Annotated in this window: 12 protein-coding genes; 4 read left to right on the forward strand and 8 right to left on the reverse strand. The window is 72.0% G+C overall.

What is annotated here, in order from left to right; all coding sequences use genetic code 11:
- The 5 genes from G401_RS0121515 to G401_RS47355 all read right to left on the reverse strand — a co-directional run bounded on the left by G401_RS0121515 (position 1) and on the right by G401_RS47355 (position 11,785).
- A complete protein-coding gene (locus G401_RS0121515; protein WP_027344130.1) occupies positions 1-4,494 on the reverse strand; it encodes an SAV_2336 N-terminal domain-related protein in 4,494 nt (1,497 codons plus the stop codon).
- Complete coding sequence (locus G401_RS0121520) at positions 4,484-5,482, reverse strand: AAA family ATPase (protein ID WP_027344131.1); 999 nt, start codon at positions 5,480-5,482, stop codon at positions 4,484-4,486. Before G401_RS0121520 ends, G401_RS0121515 begins: the two co-directional genes overlap by 11 nt.
- The gene (locus G401_RS0121525) at positions 5,472-7,307 is read right to left on the reverse strand and encodes a VMAP-C domain-containing protein (RefSeq protein WP_027344132.1); all 1,836 of its coding nucleotides are present in this window, start codon (positions 7,305-7,307) and stop codon (positions 5,472-5,474) included. The genes G401_RS0121520 and G401_RS0121525 overlap by 11 nt, the downstream gene beginning before the upstream one ends.
- Before the next feature lie 13 nt (positions 7,308-7,320).
- The gene (locus G401_RS0121530) at positions 7,321-7,626 is read right to left on the reverse strand and encodes a CU044_2847 family protein (protein ID WP_211240797.1); all 306 of its coding nucleotides are present in this window, start codon (positions 7,624-7,626) and stop codon (positions 7,321-7,323) included.
- 313 nt (positions 7,627-7,939) lie between these two features.
- Positions 7,940-11,785, reverse strand: coding sequence for a papain-like cysteine protease family protein (locus tag G401_RS47355; RefSeq protein WP_051366954.1), 3,846 nt, complete (start codon positions 11,783-11,785; stop codon positions 7,940-7,942).
- Positions 11,786-12,148: 363 nt separating this feature from the next.
- Here G401_RS47355 and G401_RS53095 point away from each other — a divergent pair, with 363 nt between their 5' ends.
- The 3 genes from G401_RS53095 (at position 12,149) to G401_RS0121550 (ending at position 16,617) form a co-directional block, all read left to right on the forward strand.
- A complete protein-coding gene (locus G401_RS53095) occupies positions 12,149-14,911 on the forward strand; it encodes a LamG-like jellyroll fold domain-containing protein (protein ID WP_051366955.1) in 2,763 nt (920 codons plus the stop codon).
- 186 nt (positions 14,912-15,097) lie between these two features.
- Positions 15,098-16,126: a helix-turn-helix transcriptional regulator gene (locus G401_RS53100; protein WP_051366956.1), complete on the forward strand. Its 1,029-nt coding sequence runs from the start codon at positions 15,098-15,100 to the stop codon at positions 16,124-16,126.
- A complete protein-coding gene (locus G401_RS0121550) occupies positions 16,123-16,617 on the forward strand; it encodes a hypothetical protein (protein ID WP_157546052.1) in 495 nt (164 codons plus the stop codon). Before G401_RS53100 ends, G401_RS0121550 begins: the two co-directional genes overlap by 4 nt.
- 51 nt (positions 16,618-16,668) lie before the next feature.
- Here G401_RS0121550 and G401_RS47370 read toward each other — a convergent pair whose 3' ends face one another.
- Positions 16,669-18,156, reverse strand: a complete 1,488-nt coding sequence (locus G401_RS47370; protein WP_051366957.1) for a DUF4407 domain-containing protein — start codon at positions 18,154-18,156, stop codon at positions 16,669-16,671.
- Between the two features lie 243 nt (positions 18,157-18,399).
- Here G401_RS47370 and G401_RS0121560 point away from each other — a divergent pair, with 243 nt between their 5' ends.
- Positions 18,400-18,696, forward strand: coding sequence for a hypothetical protein (locus tag G401_RS0121560; RefSeq protein ID WP_157546055.1), 297 nt, complete (start codon positions 18,400-18,402; stop codon positions 18,694-18,696).
- 134 nt (positions 18,697-18,830) lie between these two features.
- Here the strand turns inward: G401_RS0121560 and G401_RS58370 are convergent, their stop codons facing one another.
- Positions 18,831-19,859, reverse strand: coding sequence for an IS701 family transposase (locus G401_RS58370; RefSeq protein ID WP_034592520.1), 1,029 nt, complete (start codon positions 19,857-19,859; stop codon positions 18,831-18,833).
- 242 nt (positions 19,860-20,101) lie between these two features.
- Positions 20,102-24,787: a ricin-type beta-trefoil lectin domain protein gene (locus tag G401_RS0121570; RefSeq protein ID WP_157546058.1), complete on the reverse strand. Its 4,686-nt coding sequence runs from the start codon at positions 24,785-24,787 to the stop codon at positions 20,102-20,104.
- Positions 24,788-24,934: the final 147 nt, after the last annotated feature.

The raw sequence follows: 24,934 nt of genomic DNA on the forward strand, positions 1-24,934 counted from the left end.
TCAGTAGAGGCGCACGGCGCTCGTGAGGCCGGCCAGCCGCGCCTGAACCCGCTCCAGCCGGTCGGCCGGTCCGGCCTCGCCCGGCGACGCGGCCGCCTCCTCCTGATAGAGGCGTACGGCCTCGGTCAGCGACCCGATCGCCGCGTCGTCGGCGCCCAGGGCCACCTGGAGCTCGGCCCGGTGCGCGAGCGTGAGGGCGAGGGCGGCCCGGTGGGTGCCGGGCGATCGGCGCGCGAGCGGCCGGTACAGCGTCGTCGCCGCCTCCAGCATGGCGAGCCCCTCGGCCTGGTCCCCGAGCGCGTCACAGACGACCGCCTGGAGGTAGCGGGTGGCGGCGAGCCCGGACAGAGCCGCCTCGTCCTGACCGACCGCGAGACTCTCCAGAATCTGCGCCGCGTTGACCAGGACGGCCAGGGCCCGCCGGTGGTCGGCGTTCGCCGTCAGCATGTACGCCTGCCGGACCAGCGCCTCGGCGAACCGTCCCCGATCGGCCGGCCGGCCGCTGCCGGCCAGCGCGCGGCGGATCGCGGCCGCCTCCCCCGCCGCGTTGACGGCAGCGGACAGGCCGCCCAGGTCGGCGAGGAGCAACGACTGACCCGCCAGCGCTTCGGCGAGCCCGGCATCGAAGCCGCTGCTCCGCTTCGACAGGAAACGCAACCTCGCGACGCCGTCGGCCAGCGCCTGGGCCGCCGCCTCGGTCCGGCCCTCGGACCGGTGCACCGCCGACAGCAACGACCAGCCGGCCGCGACCGCGGCCAGATAGTCGTCGGCGTCGCCGGTCCGCGCCGCGCCGGCGATGCCGAGTGCCTCGGTGAGCGGCTCGGCCGCGTCCGAACGTCCGCCGGCGTACCGCATCCGGCCGAGGCGCAGCAGGGCGAGGCACAGCGCCGCGGGCGGGACCCGGGCCGCGTCCGCCAGCCGGCGCGTCAAGGTGACCTGGTTGCCTGCGGTCGCCAGCGCGTCCGCCGGCCGCCCCGCCGCGAGCAGATCGGCGAAGCCGCCCAGGACCACCGCGAACGCCGGTTCCAGGTGGGGATGGGCGAGCGCTGCGCGACGCAGTCCGGAGACGAGCTCGACAAGCTCGGTCCCGGCCGTCCCCGCGATCAGCTCCACCGGATCGGCGAGGCTGTCGACGATCGCCGCCAGCACCGTCGTGGGGCTGGCCGCCCGACGCACCGTCGCGCGTACCTCGGCCAGCAGCGGATCCGCCAACGCGCCACCGCCGGCCACCGCCGTGAGGAACTCCGGGATCAACGCCACCCTCGTGGCCACCGTCCGCCAGGCGATCACCACCGCGTCCGGATGGCCCATGGCCTCGGCCACGACGGCGTACGCGTTCCTGCGCTGAACGTCGCCGGCCCGGTCCAGCGTCGCCCCGAAGAACGCGGGCCGGTTGGCCAGCACCCGCGCGAACAGGGCCGCGACGAGTTCGGGCGGTTCGATCGTGCTCCAGTACGCCGCGCCCCGCCCCGGCATGAGACCGCGCAGCCAGCCGAGGATCGTGTGCGGCGTCGGCCCGTGCGGCGCCACCACCCGCACCAGCGCGTCGGCTTCCCCGTGGCCCGCCGCGCCGTAGACGGCCGCCGCGGTCACGCACTCCTCAAGCTCGCGGGACGAGGCGAACGGGATCTGCGCGTACGCCGCCGCGCGCGTCCAGCGGTGCCGCTCGTCGGCGACCATCGCGGCCACGACCGACGCCTGGAAGTCCGCTCCCGCACCGGCGGGCTCGGTCGCCAGCAGCGCCGTCAACGCGAGTGTCTGCGCCGCCAGGGGGGTACGCCGGGCCGCGCCCGCGGCGAACGTCTCCGCCGGGATCTGCCGCTCGTCGACGTTCACGCCGATCGCCGTCAGGGCCGCGCCGAGGTCGCTCACGGCGACGCGGAACTCCGCCGTCCGGTCCGCCCCGGCCGCGGGCACCCCGACGGGATGGGAGGGCACCAGCCGGTCGGTGACGTCCACCTGCCACTCACCGGACTCTCGGGCGACCATCAGCAGGCGTACGCGACGGTTCGCCGCCGCCGCCGCGGCGATGTCGGTCCGCAGGTCGGCGTCGTCGACGACGAGGACCAGATCCTCGGTCAGACCCGACATGATCCCCGGGGAGGGCGCGGCGGTGGCGAACCCCGCGAGCAGGTCGCGCTCCCGCAGTCGCCGCACCAACTCGTACGCCAGCCGGGTCTTGCCGACACCGCTGGGCCCCGTGAGCAGCCGGATCGGCTCCTTTCCGGACAGTGCCCAGTCGAGAAGGGCGGACAGCTCCGGGCGGTCGGCGAAGCGTACCGCGGCGGCGCCGGGGTGCAGCAGCTCGAAGACGCCGGGCGCGGCGACCGCGCCGCTCTCGACGAACGGCAGGTCGACCGGGTCGGCACCCCGGTCGATGCCGGCCGCGGCGAGCGCCTGCGCGACGGCGGACTCGGCGAGGACGTCGCTCGACGGGACGATCCGCAGCTGCTCGCCGGGGCCGTCCAGAACCAGGCCCAGCAGGCGGTCGCCGGCCAGCACCGGCGACCCGGCGGGCACCGAGACCGCGGCCGGCGCGTCGGCGACGTACGCGCCGCCCCGCCGCCGGACGTGCAGCGGCATGTCGACCAGCCGGCCGTCCCCGCCGGGCGACCGGACCACGGCCGCGAACTCGACGGACTCCCGGGCCAGCAGACCCCAGCGGGCCGGTACGACGGCGTACGGCCACGCGGGCTCGGTCAGCTCCAGCAGCAGCACCGAACCCGCGCGAGCCACCTGGCGCGCAGGGAAGACGCGGTCGTCCACCTGGACGAGGTGATCGTCCTCCGTCGCGGCCACGGTGATCGCATGCCGGCCACCGACGAGGTAGCCCAGCCGGCCGCCGACGCGTACCGTGCGATCGGCCGGTGGGACGGCGGCCGCGGCAGGGACCGGATCAGGGCTGGAGAGCTCCGTCGGCGCGACCGTGCCCGGCTTGCCGGCCGGTGGCTCGCGCAGTCGCCGCAGACGTTCGCGGCCGGTAGCCGACAGCGCGCCCCGGGGCAGTTCGGCCATCGGCCGGCCACCCGCGGTCAGGGAGAGGTCGCCGGGGCCGCCGACCAGCACGGAGAACCGGCGGGCGGAGCGCGCCGTGTCGGCCATCATCTCGTCCGACACCGCCCGCGGCATCACCTCCAGTACGCGATCGGTCTCCGAACGGGTCAGCATGTCGGCGAGCAGTGCCGCGGCGCCCTCGATGAACTCGAACCGCCCCCCTTCGGCGTCGACGGCCGTCAGCAGCCCGCTCACCAGGAACTCCGCCAGCTGCGCCGGGCGGGCCGGGCGGAACATCGCACTGTGGATGTAGCGGATCATCGGCAGGATCGGCTCGCTCAGCGCCACGTACGCGCCCAGCCGGACCGCCTCCGCCGACGCTGTGGACCGGAACTGCCGGACGGCCCGCCGAGCGTCCGGCGCCTGCCGCTCGACCACCGCCTGCTCCTCGAAGGGGCCCGGTTCCATGAAGGCGACCGTCCCCGTGGCCGGCGGCCCGCCCGCGACCAGGCGCGACCATCGCCGCAGCCACGCGGCATTCAGCTCGACGACCGGCACGGGCCGGCCCGGCAGCGGTTCGAGACCGCCGTAAGGCCGGAACCTCAGCTCGACGTTGGGCGCCCCGATCCGGGGCGACGACAGGCGGCCGGCCAGCGTCGGCGCGGCCGTATGCGACCACATGCGCTCAGGCAGCGGCTGCACGACAGTCACCGGGCCGGCCCCGGCCCAGGCGTGCAGCATCGCCGGTGCCGCGCCACTGGCCCAGTGCGGCGCGATGCAGTCGCTCAGGACGAACACCGCGGTCCGGCCGGTCGGATCGACGAGCCGCGCGGGGGCGTGGTCGCGGCCGTCGTGTCCGCGCAGCACCGCGTGACCCCGGTCGTCGCCGATCAACGTGAAGTCCTGGTAGCGGCGGAAGATCCCCGACTGGCGGGCGACCGTGGCGAACTCCGCGGCCTGCGTACGCCAGATCGCCATCGAGTCGCTCTGGTCGACGATGAACACCGCGCTGAACCGCCGCTCGGTACGCGCCCGGCGGACCGGTAGCCACGCGGCGGCGGTCCGGGCGGATTCGGCGATCAACCGCGCGGTCGCCGCCTCGTCGATCTCGGTCGACGGCCCGCGCCGGAACCCGATCCGCAGCGGCCGCAGCGCGCGCTGGACACCCCGCCGGTCGGCCAGCGCGAACGGCTCCGGCAGCGGGACGCGCACCGCCTGCGGGCCGCTGGGCGACTGGAGGCGTTCGGCGTACACCGGGATCCGTTCCGGGGCCGGGGGTTCCTCCGGGGTGGGCGGCGCGGGACGGTCCTGCCGGGCCGGCGGCTCATCCGGGGGAGGCTGCGGAGCGGGAGCGTCCGTCGCCGGGGTCGGGGCGGGACGCGCCGGGCTGGGGCGCCCGGGCTCCAGGCGGGTGGCCAGCCACAGCAGTTCGGCCAGCTCGAGGGGCGAGGCTTCCCGCCCGAGCTCGGCCAGGATCTGGCGCAGCGACTCAACCGCCATAGGCGGATTTCAGGTTGTAGAGGCGCTGCGCGAGCTCCAGGCGCGACTGCTCGTCCAGGCCCACGTTGCCGGTCAGGAAGATGGCGTTGAGCAGCTGATCGGTGGCCAGCTCATGGGAGGAGCGGGCCGCCAGGAACTCGCGGATCAGCTCGCCGCTCTGGTCGGCGAGCCCGACGAGGTGCGCGTCGACGATCGCCCGCAGCTTGTCGACGTCGGGCTGCTGGATGGCGATCTGGATGCAGCGCCGCTTGAAGGCCGGCGGGAACTCGCGCTCGTCGTTGCTGGTCATCACGACGATCGGGAAATCGCGGCACTGGACGACGCCGCCGGCGACGCGCACGCGCTGCGCGCTCTCGGCGATCATCACCTCGGCGCCGCCGTCCTCACCGGGCTGCCGCAGCAGCTCGGGGATGTCGAAGGTGCCGTCCTCCAGGACGTTGAGCAGATCGTTCGGCAGATCCAGGTCGCTCTTGTCGATCTCGTCGATGAGCAGGACGTGCGGTCGTATGCGGGGCAGCAGCGCGGTGCCCAGCGGCCCGAGCCGGATGTAGTGGCCGACGTCCTCGGAGCCGCCACCACCGCCCTGCTGGGCGTCGTGCAGGCGGGCCAGGGGATCGTACTGGTAGAGGCCGTCCTGTTTGGTCGAGCGGCTGGAGATGTTCCACCGCAACACCTTCCCCAGACCCAGCTCGTACGCGATCGCGAACGCCAGCGTCGACTTGCCGGTGCCGGGCGCGCCGGTGACCAGCATCGGCCGCCGCAGCAGCAGGGCGGCGTTGACGCGCTCCACGACGTCCGTGTCGGGCCGGTACCGCCGGCCAATCTCCTCGTCCTTCGCCGGGGCCGCCACGAGCGGGGCGACGGCGGGCGCCTCCCGGCCGAAGGTACGCCACGACGGCGGGTCGATCAGCCCGTCGATTCCGTCGTGCGGAACCCCGGTTCCCCGATAGATCCACCAGGCGGGCGGCTGCCGGATGTCATCGGCCATGGCCTGTCCCTCTTCTCGGCAAGCTCCAGCGGAACCGCTCCGCGGTCCGCTCCTCCCACAGCAGCGAGACGCCGGCCGCGAACGCCATGTCCGGATCCTGCGCCGCCGCGGCCCGCAGCTCCCGCAGCGCCTCCGGAAGGTACGGGCTGGCGGCCATCTCCTCGCCGAGCCTGTCGCGCAGGCGAGCGCCGAGGCACTCGTTCCCGGAGATGCATCGCGGGCAGGACTCCCGCCGCCACAAGATCACGGGTACGCCGGCCGACACCGCGTCGGCCACCGGCTCCCGGGCCGCCGCCGGTCCGCTGAGCCCCAGTCCGCGGGCGACCCGCCGCTTCGAGGCCAGCCAGCCGACGTGCTCCTTGTGCGTACGCGGCTCGGCAGGGCACAGCAGCCACTCCAGGACGGCCAGCACCTCCTCGCGGGGCCGCGGTGCCGTCCGGATCACCTGCTGGTCCTCGTCGTCCCACTCGGGCTGGGGCGATCCGCCGCGCTCGAACCGGGCGAGCCCGCGGACCACGACCGCGCTGACCACGCCCAGTTCCGCCTCGCCTTCGCCGAACGGATTGGCGACTCCCCACGTCTCGACCGGGTCAGCCAGATCGTCCGGCGGGAGGACGAACTCCACGGTCACCGCCCCGCCGGCGTCCGGCAGGTAGCTGTCGATCGCCACATCGAGCTGCTGCTGGACGGTCTCGCGGAGGTCTGCGACGCGGACGTCCTCGTCGAAGACGACGGGATGGCCCTCCTCGGTCCGGTCCGTCTCGACCCACACCGTCACCCGGTTCCACCGCTCGGTGCTGGTGGCGTCCGGTCCCGACACCGGTTTGCTCCGGACCACGATCCACGCGCGTTCGGACTCCGCGGGTTCCTCATACGCCGGGGCCACCGGAACGGCCGCGGGCGTCGCACGGGCGTGGCGCTCGATCCAGCCGTCGAGATCGGGACGCAGGTCGTTCTCCTGATCGCCGATGTGGCGCAGCAGGGTCGACATGTACAGGTTGATCTTTTCCGGGTCCCCCAGCGGCTGGGTCGCGAGCCATTCCACGACCTCCATCGGCTGGTCCAGCATCCGCGGATCTGATAGCTCGGGGAGTCCGTGCACGCGGGACTTCAGCCAGGGGACGAGGTTGCCGCCGCGTACCCGCGTCGCCCGAAGGAGCAGGCCGCGCAGTTCGGCGTACGCGGTGGCGTCGTACTGGCCGAGCCGGAGCCGGTGACCGAGCGGAGCCCAGTCGCTCATCAGGACCTCGGTCGGCAGCATCCGGCCCAGGGCACCGTTGCCCAAGGGCATGGCCTGGGTCACCATCCCGATAACCTGCGCGGTCCGCACGTCATAGACGCCGGCTCCCGAGAAGCCCGATTCGAGGTGCACCAGTTCGGCCTCCCGCGAGCTGAGCAGCTGGACGCCGTTCGCGCGGGGGGCGGGGGAAAGGGTCAGCTCGGCGGGGACGCCGCTGTCGGCGTAGGGCGGATAGCCGAACGCGACGTACCTCGCCGTCGGTTCGATAGTCGGCCACGACAACGGGGCGAACCTGGCGGGTCGGCGGGACGTCGGCCGGCCGAGCCGGATGACCGCCACGTCGCCCCGGCTGTCGTCCTCCCCCTCCCGCCACGACCCCACGAACAGAACGGTCGCCCCGGGCTCGTCCTCGCCGCCCTTCAGGCGTACCTGGATCGGCGTGCCGAGCAGATCCGCCTCGTCCTCGCTGTCGAGCAGCCTCGTCACCACGTGAGCGCAGGTCAGGATGTGCTGACGATCGACCAGGATCCCGGCACCCACTTGCTCGCCGATGATCGCGTGCCATTCGTGGTTGTTGTCGTTCACGGCAGCGCGTCCCTCACCGGTCCCGCGGCGCCCACGTCAGCCGGACGACCAGGTGCCCCTCGGCCTGCGTACGCGCGATCACCACGCCGGCCTCGGCGTTGAAGCGCACGCCGAACTCCACCTCGATCCCGTCGGGTTTGAGGGTGCCGGAGTTCAGGACGTTCAGGGTCTTCTCGGCGGCGCTACGGATCTGCGTCAGCGCGTCCTCGAAGGTCTCCTTCGCCTCAATGACCAGCTTCGTCCGGCTGACGGGCTGGAACCCCTCGTCACGCTCGTCGACCTCGACCACGACGTCACCGTCAGCGGAGGAAAACTTCATCAGCCTCGACGACGGCATGCGGCACCTCTCAGCCAGATCCCCCCGGATACGTCCGCCTACTATCGATCAGTGTCGTCACGGCATGCTATCGGTCATCCGACCGATGAGCCGAGACGGCATCGCATGTGGACGACTGTCCGCATGCGACTGTCGAAAGGCTGACGCATTCGCCCGGGTCAGGTCCACCGGCGGAGCGACGCGGTGCCGAGCGGACCGTCCAAGGCAGTGGGCGAAACCTTCGAACCTCCACGCCGACCGCCGCCCCGGGAAGCCCCGCGTGTAGCGACGGTCGGCGTTGATGACGTGGAACGACTCAACGGGAGTGATAAATCGCGACTTTGAAGAACCATTCAAGGAGGAAGTCAGCCATCGCCATCCGGTATGAAGTGCCCTGAGCCGGATCGCGGATCATGACGAGCCCGGCGTCGTCCACGCCGTCGACGATGACGTAGTGGCCCAGCTTGGACGATGACCCCATTCGGGCGATCCACGGCCCGAAGAGTTCCGAGAGCGCGTCCACCAATTGTTCGTCCGTCAGGCCGGTGGCCTCCGGAACCCCAGCCACCCAGTCCGGGCCGAGAATCGCCTGGACCCTTTCCGGAGTCTTGGCGTTTTCCCCGTACTTGGCGATGAGGTCCGCCTGCTTCAGCCGGCCGTTGGTGATCATCTCAATGCAGGCCGCCCAGCAGCTCTCCTCACCCGTCTGCAGGGTGGCGCCGCCCGCTTGCTCATCGATGATGACGTATCTATTGCCGCCGATGGCTCCGCCCGGCCACTCGACGATCCGCCAACCCGCGCAGTCCGCGCAGGACTTCCATAGTTCGCTCAGGTCAGCGAGCACCGCGTCGTCGGCGAACGCGCCGACCCACGTGTCCTCCAGCAGACTGGAAACCTTCAAACCGCCGACGGTCAGGGCGGCGCCGGCGCCGAAACCGCCGAGCAGGAAGGTCAGCCCGCCGGTCTCCAGGAAGAGCATGAGGGATCCCGGAACGACGAACTCCCCCACGATCAGGCCGATCGCCGAGCAGAGGCCCGATACGGCGCAGCCGACGCCGGCGGCAGCCACGTTGGCGGTCGCCAGCACCGTCGCCAGCTCCACGACGGCGGCCATGGTGATGTCGTTGAGCAGGCTGTTCTCGAACGTGGGACTGAAGCTCAGGTTCAGGCAGTGGCGGTAGACCGGGGTGTCCGGCGGGTACATGAGCGCGCACATCTCGGCGTTGGCGGCCACTTGCAGGAGCTTCTGGTCGGCATGCTCATCGGCCTGGCTCATGCAGGTGGCGAAGTCCGCGCTGCCGGCCGGGAAGGTGCCTTCGCAGTACTGGCGGTTGAGTTCGGCCTGCTCGTTCAGGATGTCCCGGGTGGCGGTGTTGGCCGCCTGGTTGTAGGCGAGCGCCGCGGCCTGCGCGTCCTGGCCGGCCGCCCGGGCGGAGTCGGCCGCCTTCCGGGCGGAGCCGAATGCCGTGTCCGCCGAGGTGAACGCCTGCTTCGCCGAGTCCACCGCCCAGACTGCCGACCGGTTGGCCGCCTTCGCCGCGTCCTGGGCGGTGGCGGCGGCGTTGCGGGCGGCGAGCGCCGAGGCGACCGCCGCGTCCGCCGATGCCGCGGCCTGGTTCGCCGACTGGTTCGCCTGCTGCGCGTACTGTGCGGCCTGGGTCGCCGACTGCTGGGCCTGCTGCGCGTATCCGGCGGCGTCGGCGGCGGCTCCCCGTGCGGTCGCGGCTGTGGCCTGAGCTTCGTACGCGGCCTGCGTCGCCTTGGACGCGGCGTACCAGGACCGGGTCAGGAGGGCCGAGACCTCCGCGACGTGGGCGGCGTTGTCTTGATCTCGTTGGGCCGCCGAGTACCGGTCGACGGTCAGGAACCGGTGCACGTAGCCGCTCGGACCGTCCAGCGCGGCCTGCGCGGCGGCCTTCACCTCCGGGCCGCTGTCGGCGGCGGCCAGGATCTGGTTGACCTTCACCCGCTCGTCCACGGCCAGCCCGGTGAGCCGGGTGTGGTCGAGGAACTCGCGGTAGGCCGTCTCGTTTCCGGCGTCCAGCGCGATCTGGGCGCGGGCGACGACGGTGGTGTATCCGGCTGCCGCGGCGTCGGCCATCGCCTGGTTGACCTTCACCCGGTCCTCGGTCGCCCGCGCCGGGTAGTCGGGGTTGTGCAGGAAGGCGGCCACATCCGCGTCGGTTCCGGCGAGGGCCGCCGCGGCCGCGGTCCGCATGGCCGGCGTGCCGTCGGCGGCCAGCACGTTCAGCGTGGCGCGGTCATCCTGTCCGGCGGCGAACCCGACCGTGGTACGCGCGAAGTTGAGCACGAGGTCGTCGTCCGCGCTCAACGCGTTCAGCGCCGCGGCGCGCGTCCACTGTCCATTGCCGACTGCAAGCGCGAGGGCGGCCTTGCGGCCGGCCGCGACCGCAGCGGAGCGCGGCGTGGCCGGGTCGGCCGCTACGGCGAGAAGCTGGTTGGTGGCAGCGCCGCGCTGGGCGGACTGTTCGGCGGTCCACAGGACCTCGCCGGTCTGGGCCTGCTCGGTGGCGGCGGCGTCCAGCGCGGCCTGGTCGGTCTGCTCCGCGCTGATCGCCAGCCGGTCGGCGTCCGCCTGGCGGGCAGCGTCGAAGACCGCCTGGGCCTGGTTCGCCGCGGTGACCGAGGCCTGGGCCGCGAGGGTGGCGGCGTTCGCGTGCTGCGTGGCCGCTGCGGCGGCGTCGGCCGCGTGCCCGGCCGCGTCGGCGGCGGCGTCGGCCGCCTGCGCCGCCGCGTCGGCGTCGGCCGCGGACTTGCGGGCCGCGTCCCGGGCCAGGAATGCGGCGATGGTGGCCGCGACGGCGAAGTCCGACGCCTTCGCGGCCGCGCGGGCGGCGCGCTCGGCGTTGGCCCGGGCCTTGTTCGCGGCGGCGATGGCCGCGGTGGCGTCGACGCCGGCGTCGACGGCCGCGTTGAGCGCGTCGATCGCCGCCTGGTACGCGGTGAGAGCCTTGCTGGACGCGTCGGTGGCCGCGGTGGCGGCGTTCTTGGCCTCGGTGGCCGCCTTGCCCGCCTGGTCGGCCGCGTCACCCGCCTTGCGCGCTCCGGCGGCGGCGTCGCGTGCCGTCTGTGCGGCCTGCCGTGCGGCGGCCGCGCTCCCGGCGTCCCCTGCGGCCTTCGCGGCGGCGTCGTATGCCGTCGCGGCGGCCTGCCCGGCCTTCACGGCGGCGGCCGCCGCCTGGTTGGCCGCGCGGGCCGCCCGCTGGGCCGCGTCGATCGCGGCGTTCGACGCCTCCAGCGCCTCCCTGGCCGCCGCGGCGGCCTTCTCCGCTGCGGCGGCGGCCGCCTTGGCCGCGGCGGCGGCTCTGACGGCGTTGCCCTGCGCGCTCTGCGCGGCGGCGCGGGCCGCTTCGGCCTGCTGCTGGGCGACCGCTGCGGCCTCGACGGCCCGGGCGGACGCCTCCTTCGCGTCGGCGGTCTTCTCGACGGCGTCCGCCGAGGCCGCCTCGGCGACGGCCGCGAGCTGCGCCACCGTCGCCGTCTCCTGGTCCCGGGTCGCCTGCAGGGGCCACTGCACGTCGAGGAAGTCGGTGAAGGCCTGGTCGGTGTCGGCGTCCAACGCGGCCTGCGCCGCCTGGCGTACGCCGGGGCCGCCGCTCGCGTACACCTGGTTGACCTGGAGCCGCAGGTCGATGTGGAGCGGCGCGTCGATGCCGCCGTGCAGGAACTGGGTGTACGCCTGATCGGTCCCGGCGTCCAGCACGGCCTGGGCCGCCGCGCGTACGTTGGGGCCGCCCGCGTAGAGGATCTCGTCGACCTTGACGCGACGGTCGGCGGTGGCGGACTTCTGCCGGCCGCCGGCCAGGAACGCGTCGATCGCCGCCGCGTCGCCGGCCAGTGCCCGCTCGCCGGCCCGGCGTACGCTCGGACCGCTCAGTGCGATCATGTCCTCGACGGCCGACCGCTTGTCGGAGACCTTGGCGAGATCCCAGCCGCCGTGGACGAACGCCTGGATGTCGGCGTCGGTGCCGACCAGCGCCGCGGCTGCCGCGGCCCGGACCGCGGGGCCGCCCTCCCGCCACGCCCACACGGCCGCGAGGCGGTCGCGTTGCGGGTCGGGCACGGGGTCCTGCGCGTTCGCCACCCGCGCTCCGCCGAGCCCGATCGCCAACGCCAGGGTCGTGAAACCCGCCACGATCATGCGTGGTGTCGTCCCGCGCCGGCGGCCACCGGCTGCCGGACCGCGCGCTTCCCCGCCGCTCCCGGCGAACCATTTCTTGACTGTGGACAGTCCACAACGGCGCATCGCCGCACCCCTCTCCCATGGTCGCGACCCCCGGCGACGATCCGACGGCGCATCGGCCCCGGGAGTCGAACAGCTTCACCGGTCGCGCACAACGCGTTCGCACATCCGCGGGACGTCGGTCAGGAGGAATTGCCGAAACAGGCTGCCGATTCGCGCAGCGGCGCGGCCATCCCGTTGACGTACGCGCCCGGCGGGGCTTCGCTTGCCGCGCCGCCGCTGTCATCGGCGGTCCACAAGAGACCTTCGGGGAGTGAGTTCATGCGTCTCAAACGCGTGGCCGGTGCGGCCACGTCCCTGGCGATCGCCGCCGCACTCGTCGGCGGGGGCGCGACGCCGGCGGTGGCGGTGGGCGTCGCGCCGCCGTCCCTGGTCGACGACGGCGTCTACCCCTATCCGGATGCCGCCGCCATCCAGGCCGCGCAGCACGTCGAACTGATCTCGGGGGACGGCCACATCCTGCTCGCCGACTGCGCCACGCCCGCGGTCGACGGCGTCAGCGTGGTCGAGGTCCACAGCCTGGACCAGACGGTCGGTTCGGAAGGCGTCGGCCGGATCTGCTTCCGGGTGACCGCCACGTCGGGCGTACTCAACATGCTGATCAACGATGTCTACGAGATCCGCGGCGACGGACGGCGTACGGGTGCCGGGCATCAGATGACGGCCACGGTCCACGAGGACACCGGCGAGGACGCCACGGTCGACCTCGTCCCGGACGCGAGCAACCAGGTCGGCGTGGGCCGGGGCGAGGCCTCGCCGCATGCCGACCTGGTGCAGTTGCGCGCGGGTACGGGTCCGGCCCCGGTGACGGGATCCCAGGCGGCGGTCGGGAAGCTGGCTTCGGACGACCGTACCTGCACCGCCACCCTCGTCGATCCGCGCTGGGTGCTCACCGCGGCGGCCTGCTTCGCGGCGGACCCGCTGGCACCGCAGCTGACCGACGGCGCGGCCCCGGCCGGATACCGCCTCGTCCTTCCCGGGCACGCCGCGGTCGGCGTCGACTGGCTGGTCGCGCGTCCGGGCCGCGACGTGACGCTGGCCCGCCTCATCACCCCGGTCCCCGACGTCACCCCGGTGCCCCTGGCGACGACCGCCGCCACGACCGGCAGCGCGCTGCCCGGCTACGGCTACGGGCGTACGACGACCATCGTGACCGACCAGCAGCAGAGCCTCGCGGTCACGTTCACCGGCACCGCTCCGGAGACGCTGACCGCCACCGCCGCGTCGCCGGTGTGCAGCGGAACGGCCGGCGCACCGGTGGTCCAGGGCGGCGCCGTCGTGGCCGTTCTCAGTCAGGGCGGCCAGGCGGGCTGCCTCGGCGTGTCCGGTTCGGACGCGGGCGTCGTCGCCGCGCGTACCGACGGGTTGAAGACCTGGGCCGCCGACGTCATGGCGACCACCTCACCGCACACCTGGACGCTGGCCGACATGCCCAGCGGCGGGACCGGCGGCCAGGTCGGCACCGTCGCCGACACGGTCTTCAACGGTGACGCGCCGGCGCCGCTCACCGGCAACAGCGGCACCACGTGGGCGGCCGACGACACCTACAGCCCGGCGGTGACGTTCAACGGCACCAGCGGAACCATGGTGTCCACCGGCACGGTCGTGGACACCACCGCCGACTTCACCCTCAGCGTCTGGGCGAGGCCGACGGCCGCCGGCGGCGTGCTGCTCTCGGAGGACGGCGGGCAGGCGGCCGCGTTCAAGCTCTACACCGACGCGGCCACGATGTCCTGGCGGTTCGCGATGAGCGACACCAACGGCATCCTCACCGGCTGGGCGACCGCCAGCGCCCCGAACAACAGCGTCCAGCTGAACCAGTGGACGCACGTCACCATCGCCTTCGACGCGAAGTCCGGCCTCATGATGCTCGACGTCAACGGCACCAACGTGGCCACCTACGGCCGCTCCGCACGGTGGAAGGCCCTCAACTCGCTGCGCCTCGGCGCGGTCAGAGGTACCGGCCGTCCCGGCACGGTGGGCAGCTTCTTCACCGGCAAGCTGGCCTTCCTCCAGCTGTGGAACACGGTGAACAGCGCCTACCGGACGTCCCGCGCCGCGGGTTCGGCGGTGTACGACGACCGTGCCCACCAGACCAAGGCGTACTTCAACTCCGGGGGAACGCTCAAGGAGGTCCGGTTCGACGGCACGACCTGGCAGGCCGCCCAGTCGCTGAGCTCGACCGCCGTACAGGGCGTCCCGACCGCGGTGCAGAATCCGGTCACCAGGAACGTCGAGGTCTACTACGCCAACAACGGCAACCTCTGGCAGCAGGTGTTCAACGGCACCTCCTGGACCGCCACGGACTTCGGCATCGCGGCGAGCGGTCAGCCGGCCGTCCAGATCAACCCGGGCAACAACAACGTGGAGGTCTACGTCAATTCCGGCGGCACGCTCAAGGAACGCCACTGGAACGCCACCGCCGGATGGTCGGCCGTCACGAGTCTGGGCGCCGCCATCAGCAACAGCCCGGCCGTGGTCTACAACGGTTTCAACCACTTCACCGAGGTCTACTTCAACTCCGCCGGGAAGCTGGCCGAGAAGTACTACAGCGGCACCGCCTGGTCGACCCTGATCGACCTCGGCACCGCGATGACCGGCCAGCCGACCGCGGTCTACAACCCCAACCTCCAGAACCTGCAGGTCTACCTCAACTCCGGCGGCACGCTCACGGAACGCTACTGGAACCCGGCCTCCAGCTGGTCGGGCACCGCCGGCAACAGCCTCGGCGTCGCCCTCACCGGCAGTCCCACGGCCGTCTACAACCCGATCAACGGCAACATCCAGCTGTACGCGAATTCGGCCGGAGCGTTGAAGGAGAAGTACTGGTCGAACGACGGCGTGTGGACCGGCCCGGGCGACCTGGGCGCTCCGATCACCAACAGCCCGGCGGCCGGCTACGACACCGGTACGCAGGCGATCGAGGTCTACCTCAACTCCGGCGGCAGCCTGAAGCTGAAGGCCTGGACGGCGACCGGCGGCTGGGCCGGACTGGTGACCCTCGGCACGCCGATCTCGAACTAGCGGCCTGATCCGACGACGAACCCGTACACGGCCGCTGTGCGTACGGCAGCGGCCGTGCACGGGTTCGCAGTGGCCGTGAGCGGGACTCTTGCGTGATTCAGCAATGCGAAAGTCACGATTCGATAAACCGACGCCGGGCTTCGCCAGTCAACATGGTCTCCTGTGCCCGACACGGGAGGACAACGTATGGGCACCACCGCCACGAAACTCCAGATCGGACGGCCCATTCCACAACTGTCACGCTACGGGCTCACCGTCGACGCCGACTTGGTGTACCGGACGCTGGCGACCTTCGGCCGGGCCACCGTCCGCCAGCTCAGCAAGGATCTCGGAATGCCGGCGGCGCGTGTGCTGTCGGCCCTGGAGTCCTTGGGGGATCTGGGAGCCGCCTGCGAGGAGAGCTCGAACGACCGCGGCAGCCACTGGGCCGCGTCGCCGCCGGACCGGGTGATCGGCCTGCTGAGCGAGCGGCGGCTGCTCCGGCTGCGGGCCCGCACCCCGGCCCCGGTCCCCTTCGAGCCACCGCGCGAGCTGGGACCCGGCCTGCGCCACCTACCCAACCGGCCCGCGGTACGCGAACGCCTGATCACGCTCGTGGGCGCGACCCGGTCGGAGTTCTTCGGCATGCACCCGGAGACCCAGTTCTCCGCCACGGCCGTCTCCGCCGCCGCGCGTACCGACCAGGCACTGCTCAGCCGCAAACTGCAACTGCGGTCGCTCGGCGTCCAGAATCTCCCCACGGCCGAGCAACCGCTGGATCCCGTTGCCAGCAACAGCTATCGCAACGCGGCCGAACTTCCGATGAAGTTGCTCGTCTTCGACCGGCGCATCGCCCTGTTCCCGGTCGACCCGTCCGACTACGACCGCGGCTACCTCGAGGTCGCCCAGCGACCGATCGTCGAGTCGCTGGTCCAACTCTTCCGGCGGCACTGGACCGCCGCCCACGATCCGGAGGCCGACATGCCCGCCATCTCCCTCACCCCACGGGAGCAGGCCCTCATCGCACTCCTGGTGGCCGGGCACACCGACGCCTCCGCCGCCCGCGAGCTGCACATCAGCGTCCGTACCGTCACCGCCGTGATGCGCTCGCTCATGGACCGGGTCCAGGTCGACAACCGCTTCCAACTGGGCGTGGCACTCGGCGCCCTCCAGGTCGTGACACCGCCGTCCCGACACCGGCCAGACTCGTCCCCCCAGGAAGGAAACCTCCGGTGACAAGGCGAACCTTCACCGCTCTCCTCGTGATCGCCCTGCTGGCGGCGATCCCGCAGCCCGCCCGTGCGGGCGGCAATCCAGCGCTGCTCAAATGGTACGGATGCGGGACCGGCGGCTTCACCTCGGTCGCGGTCACCGGCCCCGACGCCGCACGCCTTGACTGGGTCATCCAACCCTGCACCGCCGGCGACACCCTGTGGGGCTTCATCACCTACCACGGCGGCCTCCTGGCCTACGCCACCGCCGCCCGGGCGCCCTACCCGCCGGCTCCGGGCGCCGAGGGCGGCACCCTGCAGTTCACCACGGCCGACAAGGCCATCTGCCTGGCCGGCGGCTCCCAGGATCGCATCGACTGCCGCGAGGTCGGCTGGGACGTCCACGGGCATCTGGTATTGACCCCGCTTCCCGTGGACACGCCCTGGCTGGCCGCGACTCCACTGTGGACCTCAACCGACTCGTATCCCGATCCGTACTGTCTGACCTGCGTATAGACGGCGTGCCGCTCGCCGCTCAGGCACGCCGGGCGGCGAGCGGCACGCGGCTCAGTAGCGGCTGCGCACGCCGCCGCCGAGGAGGTCGGCGGCGGCCTCCAGCCGGTCGTGCAGCTCAGCCTTGTGTTCCAGGACCTCCAGGTCGATCTCGGCGCGCCGCTTGCGGAACACGGCGGCCCGCTCGTCCATCTCATGGGCCAGATCGTCCTCGAACGTACGCTCGGCGTAGGCGAGGCGGATGCCGACGAGCCGGTCGTACGTCGTCGAGCCGCCGACGAACTTCACCAGGATCGGCATGCAGTCGACCAGGATGAAGAACAGGCGTACCGCCCAGATGCCCAGGCCCAGCGTCAGGTTGGTGGCGGCCAGGGCGTGCAGCGCGCCGAGCCGCTCGAGCAGGCCGATGCGGCCCTGGTGGCTGCGCGCGTCGGCGACCCGCGCGACGATGAGCTTGTCGCGCTCCACTTCGAACGCCGCCTGGTTCTGCTGTGCCGTCGCCTCCAGCGCCGTGATCTGCGTACGCATGGCGGTCAGCCGGGCGTTGTTCGGGCCGAGCTGGTGTGTGCGGGCGTAGGTGTCGGCTTCGCCGCGCAGCCGATGGCAGTTCGGCCCCTCGCCGACCCGGCCGGTCAGCCCGGCGCCGGTGGTCCCGTTGCACTCCCGGCGGGCCAGCTCGTTGAGGTCGGCGAGCTTCTTGCTGTCGGCGTCCACGGTGGCCTGCAGCTTGTCCGCATCGGACCGCATCGAAGCGAGCTGCTTGAGCGTCGCGGCCGGCGTCGTCGGGAACGACAGGACGTCCGTCGACGTGCATCCCTGCGGCGGCTTCGCGTCCGCCGTGGTCGGGGCCGGGTTGCAGTTCTTCAGCCGCCCGGCCAGATCCGCCAGCGCCTGCGTACGCTCATCCTGGATGTACTTCTCCACGGCCGTCTGGAAGACCCGCAGCACCAGCGGTTCGGCGATGATGATGCCGAACAGGACGGCCATCGCCACCCGCATCATGAGCACCGGTACGCGCTTGCGCAGATCACCGGTGAGCCGGCCGGACACCAGCCACCGGTCGACGCTGAGAATGAAGAAGAACCAGACCAGCACGGCCAGGATCGCCCAGTAGCTGGTGACGCCGAGGGCCTGGGTGATGGCGAACCACATCGAGAACGCCGCGATGGTCGCCGTGCCGAGGACGACGCCGCCGAGCGAGGTGTACCAGGCCTTCTCCTGCGGCACGTAGGCCATCAGCCGCTCGTCCACGCCGGCCAGGACCCGCAGCCGCCGCCCCAGCCCCAGCGTCGGCAACCCGCGCCGTTCCTTCTCCGCCGCCGGTACGCGTACGGGCAGCGGATCCGGCTCGCCGACCGGTTCGTGGGGGTCCTGGACGAGGGGCTGATCCGCAGCGGGATCGTCAGTCTGGGGACCGGCGGAAGCCGCTGGGTCGGAGCGGGTGGGATCAGGGGCCAACGGCACCGTGTCGGGTTCGGTCCGATGCGGCTCGGCCCCGTGCTCCGACCGGTGTTCGGGCTGACCATCGTGCGGCTGCGCCATCGCTCCCCCATCCGGGCCGGGTCGCCGGACGGCAGACCTGCCCTTGCGGGAAGACGCCCGGCAGGCCGGGTTGGGTTGCCGTGAACCGCACCTGGTTTGCCGGCGGCAGGGCGTCACGATCATCCACATCCAGCTCACGCCAGTTGGCGCGGCATCCGACCACTATGGACCCCCATGAGCGCGCTAGCGCCGCAACCATGAAGACTTCCCGAACGCTCTCTCAGCAAGTCCTGTCTTCCCAGCTTGGAAGGCATCCTTTCAGCCCTGACGCACGTGGACACGTCCTACTCGTTCAAGTTCAGCGGCGAAATTGAATTCGCCTGGCACGCGACGGCTCAAACCATAGAATTCTCCCCCGATGAGAATTCTCGGGCGTCGGTCGAAGTGAGCGACATCGTCGACGGCTCTGAGGTGGCGAGCCGAACCGTCGGTCTGGACGTGTACGAACCTGCGGAGTACGACTGCGACTCAGGAGTGCTGAGCATCGCCCATTTTGACGGGCTGAAGCCCATATCGCTGCCGATGCCTTCGCGTCCATAGATGGGAGAAGTGCCGCCGGCCCCTCATCGACCCTTTTACCTCCTCTCGTGAACGCGTACACCGGTCGACAGCGCCGGTTCGGAGCCGCATTCCCATCGAAGAGGTCACCGCGACAGCGGTTTGCGTGCCCGACCTCAACCTCTCCCACCCGCCACCAGGTACGCCTGCGCCGCCATGGCCAGGGTGACATGCCGGTACCAGGCCTGGTACTGGCGTACCTCGTAACGGGTCAGGCCGATCTGTTCGGTGGCCGGGCGCAGTGCCTCCCGGACCGCTCGGGGCGTGTCGGCGACTTCGGCCAGCCGGAGCGGTTCGGTCCCGCCGGGGCAGTAGCAGACGTGGAACTCCGGCCGGCCCGGCCGGTCCTCCGGCGTGCGGGCCAGCAGCCAGTGCATCCAGCCCGGTTCCGCGGCGGGCCGGCGGGCCACGGCCGACCAGCGTCCGCCGCCGAGGCTGCCGAGGACGAACGCCGCGGCCGAGTCGGTGTTCGGCGGCAGGTGGGGGTGCGCGGCGGCGAAGGCGTACCGGACTCGTCGCGCCCGCAACCATTGGCGCAGAGCGGGATCCTGGCCGGCGTCCCCGTCTCCGGCCACCCAGCCGAACGGTACGCCGGCCGCCATGGTCCGCTCGATCATCGTCTGCGTCAGGGTCGTCAGGCCGGTGTAGGCCACGGCGTCGGGTACCCCGGCCGCCGCCCGGCGCTGCGGGTCCTCGATCCACGCGGCCGGCAGGTACAGGTCGCGGTCGACGAGGGTCGCCCCGCCCCCCGCCGCGTACGCGAGAAAGATGCTGAGCTGGCAGCTTTCGAAACGCTCGGTGACCGGGTTGTACTGGCGGTGGACACCGACGGACTGCGAGCCGCGCTTGGTGATGCCGACCTGGTCCACGGTGAGGACGGCGTCGGTCCGGCCGAGCGTCTCGACGGCGTAGCCGCGCAGGTCGTCGCGGACGGCATCGGCGTCCCAGCGGGCGGTGGTGAGCAGTTTGTTGAGCCGGTTGGGCAGGGCTGCGGCGGCGGTGGCTCCGGCTGGAATGCGGCCTTCGAGCAGCCACCGGACGTAGGTTGCGGCGTTGCGGCGCGGTTCGACCCGACCGAATCTGCTGGCGAAGCGCGCCAGGAGATCGTCAAGGGCACCGGCCGGACGGTCGGCGACGGCAGTGATCGCGAGTCCCCCTTCTCAGCGAAGCTATCCGGCACGCTAGGCACGCCGCCTTTCAGCGCGCGCCCAACGGCCTTTCACCGGCCTTTCACACGCCCGCGTGAATCGGACACGGGCCGTGATTCCGGCTATGGAAAGTCCGGCCGGGGGGCACGGCGGCACACCCCGGCCGGACATGAGCGGCTGATCGGATCAGCGCAGAGCGATCACCCCCGCGCTCCTCTCCGGTAGGCGGGTCCGGCGATTCAGGACACGACGACCCCCGCGGTGGCCGCCGACTTGTTGCCGGCCGTGTCGGTGACCGTCACGCGTACCAGGAAGGTGCCTCCGCCGGTGTAGGTGTGACCGGCCGAGCTGCCCGACTGGGGGCCGACGACCGTGCCGTCGCCGAAGTCGAACGTGTAGGTGGAGATGGGCGTGCCGGCCGGCCGGGAGCCGGCCGCGCTGGCGGTCACCGCCAGTGGCGCGGTGCCCGACGACGGCGTCACGGTCAGCGCCGCGCTGGCCGCCGTCCCGTTGGTGGGCACCAGTTGCAGGGTGTCCACGCCGAGGTTGTACCGGTTGCCGGTCGACGCCGCGTTCGTGCCGGTCGCCTTGAAGGCGAAGGTGTGCGTGCCGACGCCCAGGTAGATCGAGCCGAAGTTGTACGGAGTCGCCCGGACCGCGGTGTAGTAGCCGTCGAAGGTGTTCGGCAGGGTTGTGCTGTCGACCGTGAGGGTCACCCGCCCGTAGTCGACGGCCGAGGTCATCATCGGATTCACCTTGTAGTAGCCGGCATTGGCCACGTAGTAGCTCAAGGTGAGCGACGAGTTGACGGCCGAGTTGACCAGCATGGCCTGGGCGCCGTTGCTCCAGCTGACGTTGCAGCAGTTGGTCTGCTTGAGGTATGAGCCGCCGCTGGTGGCGTACCAGACGGACTCGGCTTCGGTCTGCTGGACCTGGTTCGGCCCGGTGGGCAGGCTGAACCGCTGCGGGGCACCGTCCCAGCACTGCCACAGCTGGAACTGCATCCCGTTGACGACGCTGTAGCCGGTGTCGTCCAGGCACAGTCCGGAGGCCGGGTTGTAGAGCTGGAACCGGCCGGGCGACGACGGCGAGGGCACCATCCGCCAGTTCTGGTACGCCGTGCGGCCGGACGAGCAGCCGTAGACGCTGATCTTCGCACCCAGGATCAGCGAGCCGCCGGTGTCCAGGCACTTGCCGGCGGCGCCGAGGACCTGGACGGTGCCGTCGGGGGCGAACCTCCACTGCTGCGGGCCGGTGCCGTTGCAGTCGTAGACGTCGACGACACTGCCGTCGGCGGTGTTGCCGTAGAAGTCGTCCAGGCACAACCGGCGGGTGCTGTCGTTGCCGTCGCCCTGGTCCACGACCAGCTGACCGGCCAGGCCGGCCGTCGGTGCGGCGCTCTGCACGGTCGGCGCGGCGCTCAGCGTCGCCCACTGCAGCGCGGAGGCGTTGTTGACCTTCTGCGCGTACAGCGCGTTGGAAGTGCTGGATCCGGTCCCGAACGGGCTGAGGACGACCCCCAGCTGACCTTGCTGATCCATCGTCCACAGATCGGGGCCGCCGTCGGCGTTCAGGTCGCCGGCGGAGTTGATCCACTTGTAGGTCCGGAACTCGCCGGCCTGACCCAGCTGGGTCTTCCTGCTCAGATCGCCGAGGCCCGCGCCCACCGTGGTCGCCGTGGACAGGTTCGTGAACTGCCACAGGGTGCCGTCCGCGTCCCGGGCCCACAGGTCGGGCATGCCGCCCGATCCGCCGGCGTGCCCGGCCGCGTTGCCGGGGACCAGCAGCGTCGTGGTGTCCCACCGCCAGTCGACGGTGGAGGTGGACAGCAGGACCGGGTTGGTGAGGCGGCCGACGGCGGCCGGGCTGAACAGCCACATCCGCGACGGGCCGCCCGCCGGGTCCTTCTCGACGGTGATCAGATAGGTCTTGCAGGCGGTGGTGGGAGCGCTGATGTCGCACCCGCCGAGGACCGGTCCGATCGCAGCGATCTGCACCACGTTGTTCCAGGTGGTCTGGTCGTACCCGGTGCAGTAGGCGTTCGCCGCGGACGGGGCGCAGTTCGGCCGCGTGATCAGGGCCTGAGCGGCCTGGGTGAAGGCGTCGGTCAGCGCGCCCGCGCCCGGCTGCTGCGCGTTGTAGTAGTAGTACAGATGGCCGTCGCCGTTGGCGTCCTTGCCCCAGGCGAACAGGTCGTCGGTGGTCTGGCCCCGTACGGCTCCCCGATGGGTGTACAGCGACGTCGCCCACGAGGTGCCGTTGGGCGCCGACGCGGCGGGCGCAGCGCGGCGCACGTTGGCGGCGGCCGGGGTCGGGTCGAGGTTGGTCGGGTAGGTGACCAGGTTGCCGGAGCCGTCCACCGCCATCACGTCCGGTACGCCGTCGCCGGTGACGTCACCGAAGTTGACCTTCTGGTACGCCGCGGCCATGAAGAAGTCGAAGCGGGCGTACTTGGAGACGTTGCCGGCGGCGTCCACGGCGGACACGAACAGGTGGTTCATGCCCTGGTGGGTGCTGTCGGCGGGGATCGTGACGTCGGCGGCCGCGCTCGTGCCGGTCGCGGCGACGGAGCCGCACGCGTCCGCCGGCGAGGTGGTCGGGCAGTGGCCCGCTCCCTCGTTGGTGGAGTCGGTGTTGATCGCGTAGTCGAATCGCACGATCGGGGTGACGGCAGTCGACGCGACGCCGATCCTGCCGACGGTGCCGACGGTCGGGTAGGAGGCCAGGTGCTGGCCCGCGGCCGGGAAGTCCGAGTGGGTGAACGTCGCCTGCTGCGGCGCCGTCATGGAGGCGATGAAGTAGCACGGGGTGCTGTAGGGGTCCTCGGAGCCCCGGGTGTTGATGGCCTGGGTGAGGGCGGCGTCCAGTTCGGCGCCGTAGGGGTTCTTGTACTGGCCGTTGTACTGAAGGGTGTAGTTGACGTCGTCGTTCGCCGTCGCCCACAGCTCGTACTTGTGCCCGTCCTTGAGCTGCAGGGCGTTGCCGTAGGGCGCGCCGTTGCCGTCGGCCGTGGACACGGTCGCGGACAGGTCCGCGCGGGCCACCGACGAGCCGACGGCGGCGATGCCGGAGGTGAACTGCGTGCCGCCGGAGAAGTCGGTGAGGTCGTTGAGCCCCATCCAGCTCTGCACCCAGCGGCTGGGGTCCAGCTCGTTGATCGCCGCGGTCACCGGGATGGCCGCCGTCTGCATCGGCAGGTAGCCGGCGTGCGCCTCGTCGGTGCCGCACGGGTTGACCTGCGCGCCGTGATTGCCGACGATGCCGTTGCCGACGGTGATCCCGCCCAGGGTGGGCTCGGCGACATAGGTGATCGCCACGTAGGAGTTGCCGCCGGTGGAGTCCGAGTTCTGCACGTTGAAGCCGGCGTAGTTGCCGCTGCTCGGGCCCTCGTTGGTGGCGCGCAGGCCCAGGGTGTAGCTGGAACCGCCCCAGTTGTAGACGTCGCGTACCTGCTGGGTGATGTCGATGGTCGACACGTCCGACAGGCATGCCGCCGACCGCCCGATCGGATTGCTCCACGAACGCCCGTCGGAGGTGGACCCGCTCGTGGGCCAGAGGTTGGTGTTGCTGCCGCCGTTCTGATTGCTCCAGTTGGAGTTGCTGTTGAACGGGTTGGCCCGCCACACGTCGGTGTTGACGCAGTTGCCGTTGACCGTCTGCCGGTGCAGGCTCAGGTTGGCCGCCACCACGTACAGCGCCTCGGTGGTCCCGGCGGTGTGGCCGAGCCGCGGCAGCTGGGTCGCGTCGAAGCTCATCAGCGAGCGGAACAGGGTCCCGCCGCTGTTGCCGACCCGCACGACCCGCGTGTCGTAGCCGGCCCACGGCGACCACGACCCGTGGTAGACGGTGGTGCCGTTGGACTCCATCTCGATCCAGTCCTGGGCGACGCCGGTCCACTGCGGATCGACGACGATCGGGAACACCGACGACTTGGCGGTGAGCAGCGCCCGATCCGGCAGCACCGCGACGCCGTGCCCGTCGACCTTGACCGCCATCCGGGCGGACCGCGGCCGGGGCGCGACGGCGGAGCGGTCCGCCCCGGTCGACGTGCCGGACGAGTCCCACATCATCGGCGTGGTGCCGGCGAAGACGCGCCGACCGGACGCGTCCAGGGCCTGCACGCCGCCGTCCGTGCCGGTCGACACGGTCAGCCCCGTCGCTTTGACGCCCAGGGCGAGGCTGGCGAGCGCCGGGTTCGCCGCGGCCCGCGCGTCGTGGATCACGAACAGGTTGCGCAGGCCCGACGGCTCGGCGACCAGTTGCAGGTCCACGCCCGGGTAGACGTCGGCATAGGTGGCGGTGGCGCCGTCGAGGGCCGGGGCGGGCAGGGCCGTGGGCCAGGTGAAGGTCAGCTGCCTACCGTGGCCGTCGTCCTCGGTGGCCAGCGGGCCGGCGCCGCCGCCGGAGAAGCTCACGGCCACCGCGGTGGCCTGCGGGCGTACCCGGCCGTCGGCCCCCGCGGCCAGGGTCGTGTCGATCGGCACCCAGCGGTCGCCCTTGCGGGCACGCTGGGGCTGGACGTCCTGCCGGGCGGTGAACGTGCCGTCCGGGTTGGCCACCAGGGTCACGTAGGGCGTCGTCGCCTCGGCCACCGGCACCGGCTTGTGCGTGTCGCGGGCCGCGCCGAGGGCCTTGCCCATGGCCGCCTGCAACGGGTCCGCGGCCGGACCCGGCAGCGTCTTCGTGCCGAACGGCCAGCTCTCGGTCTTGGGGTGGGCCATCAGGTCCGCCGACGGCGACGCCGCGCCGCTGTGCGCCGGCGTCGCCTTGGCATCGACCGGTACCGGCGTCGCGCTCCTCGGCGACGGGCCTTGCGGCGCGGCCAGTGTGGCGTTCGCGGGCGCCAGGGCGACGCCGAGCACGAGCGCGGAGCCGAGCGCCATGCGCAGGGGCGCCCGGCGACGAGCAGTCGATCTGCTCAACACGATTCCTCCTTCAGCTGGGTGGTGCGTCGCACGACGGTAGGCATCGACGCCATCCGCCCCCAAGGGAAGTGCGCCGGGAGCGACTTTCGTGATCGAATAAATTTGCCTTTCTGAATATTTGCGGCTCAAGAGGTACACGCCGGCCCG

It is taken from the genome of Hamadaea tsunoensis DSM 44101 (assembly GCF_000428945.1).
Classification (GTDB): Bacteria; Actinomycetota; Actinomycetes; order Mycobacteriales; family Micromonosporaceae; genus Hamadaea; species Hamadaea tsunoensis.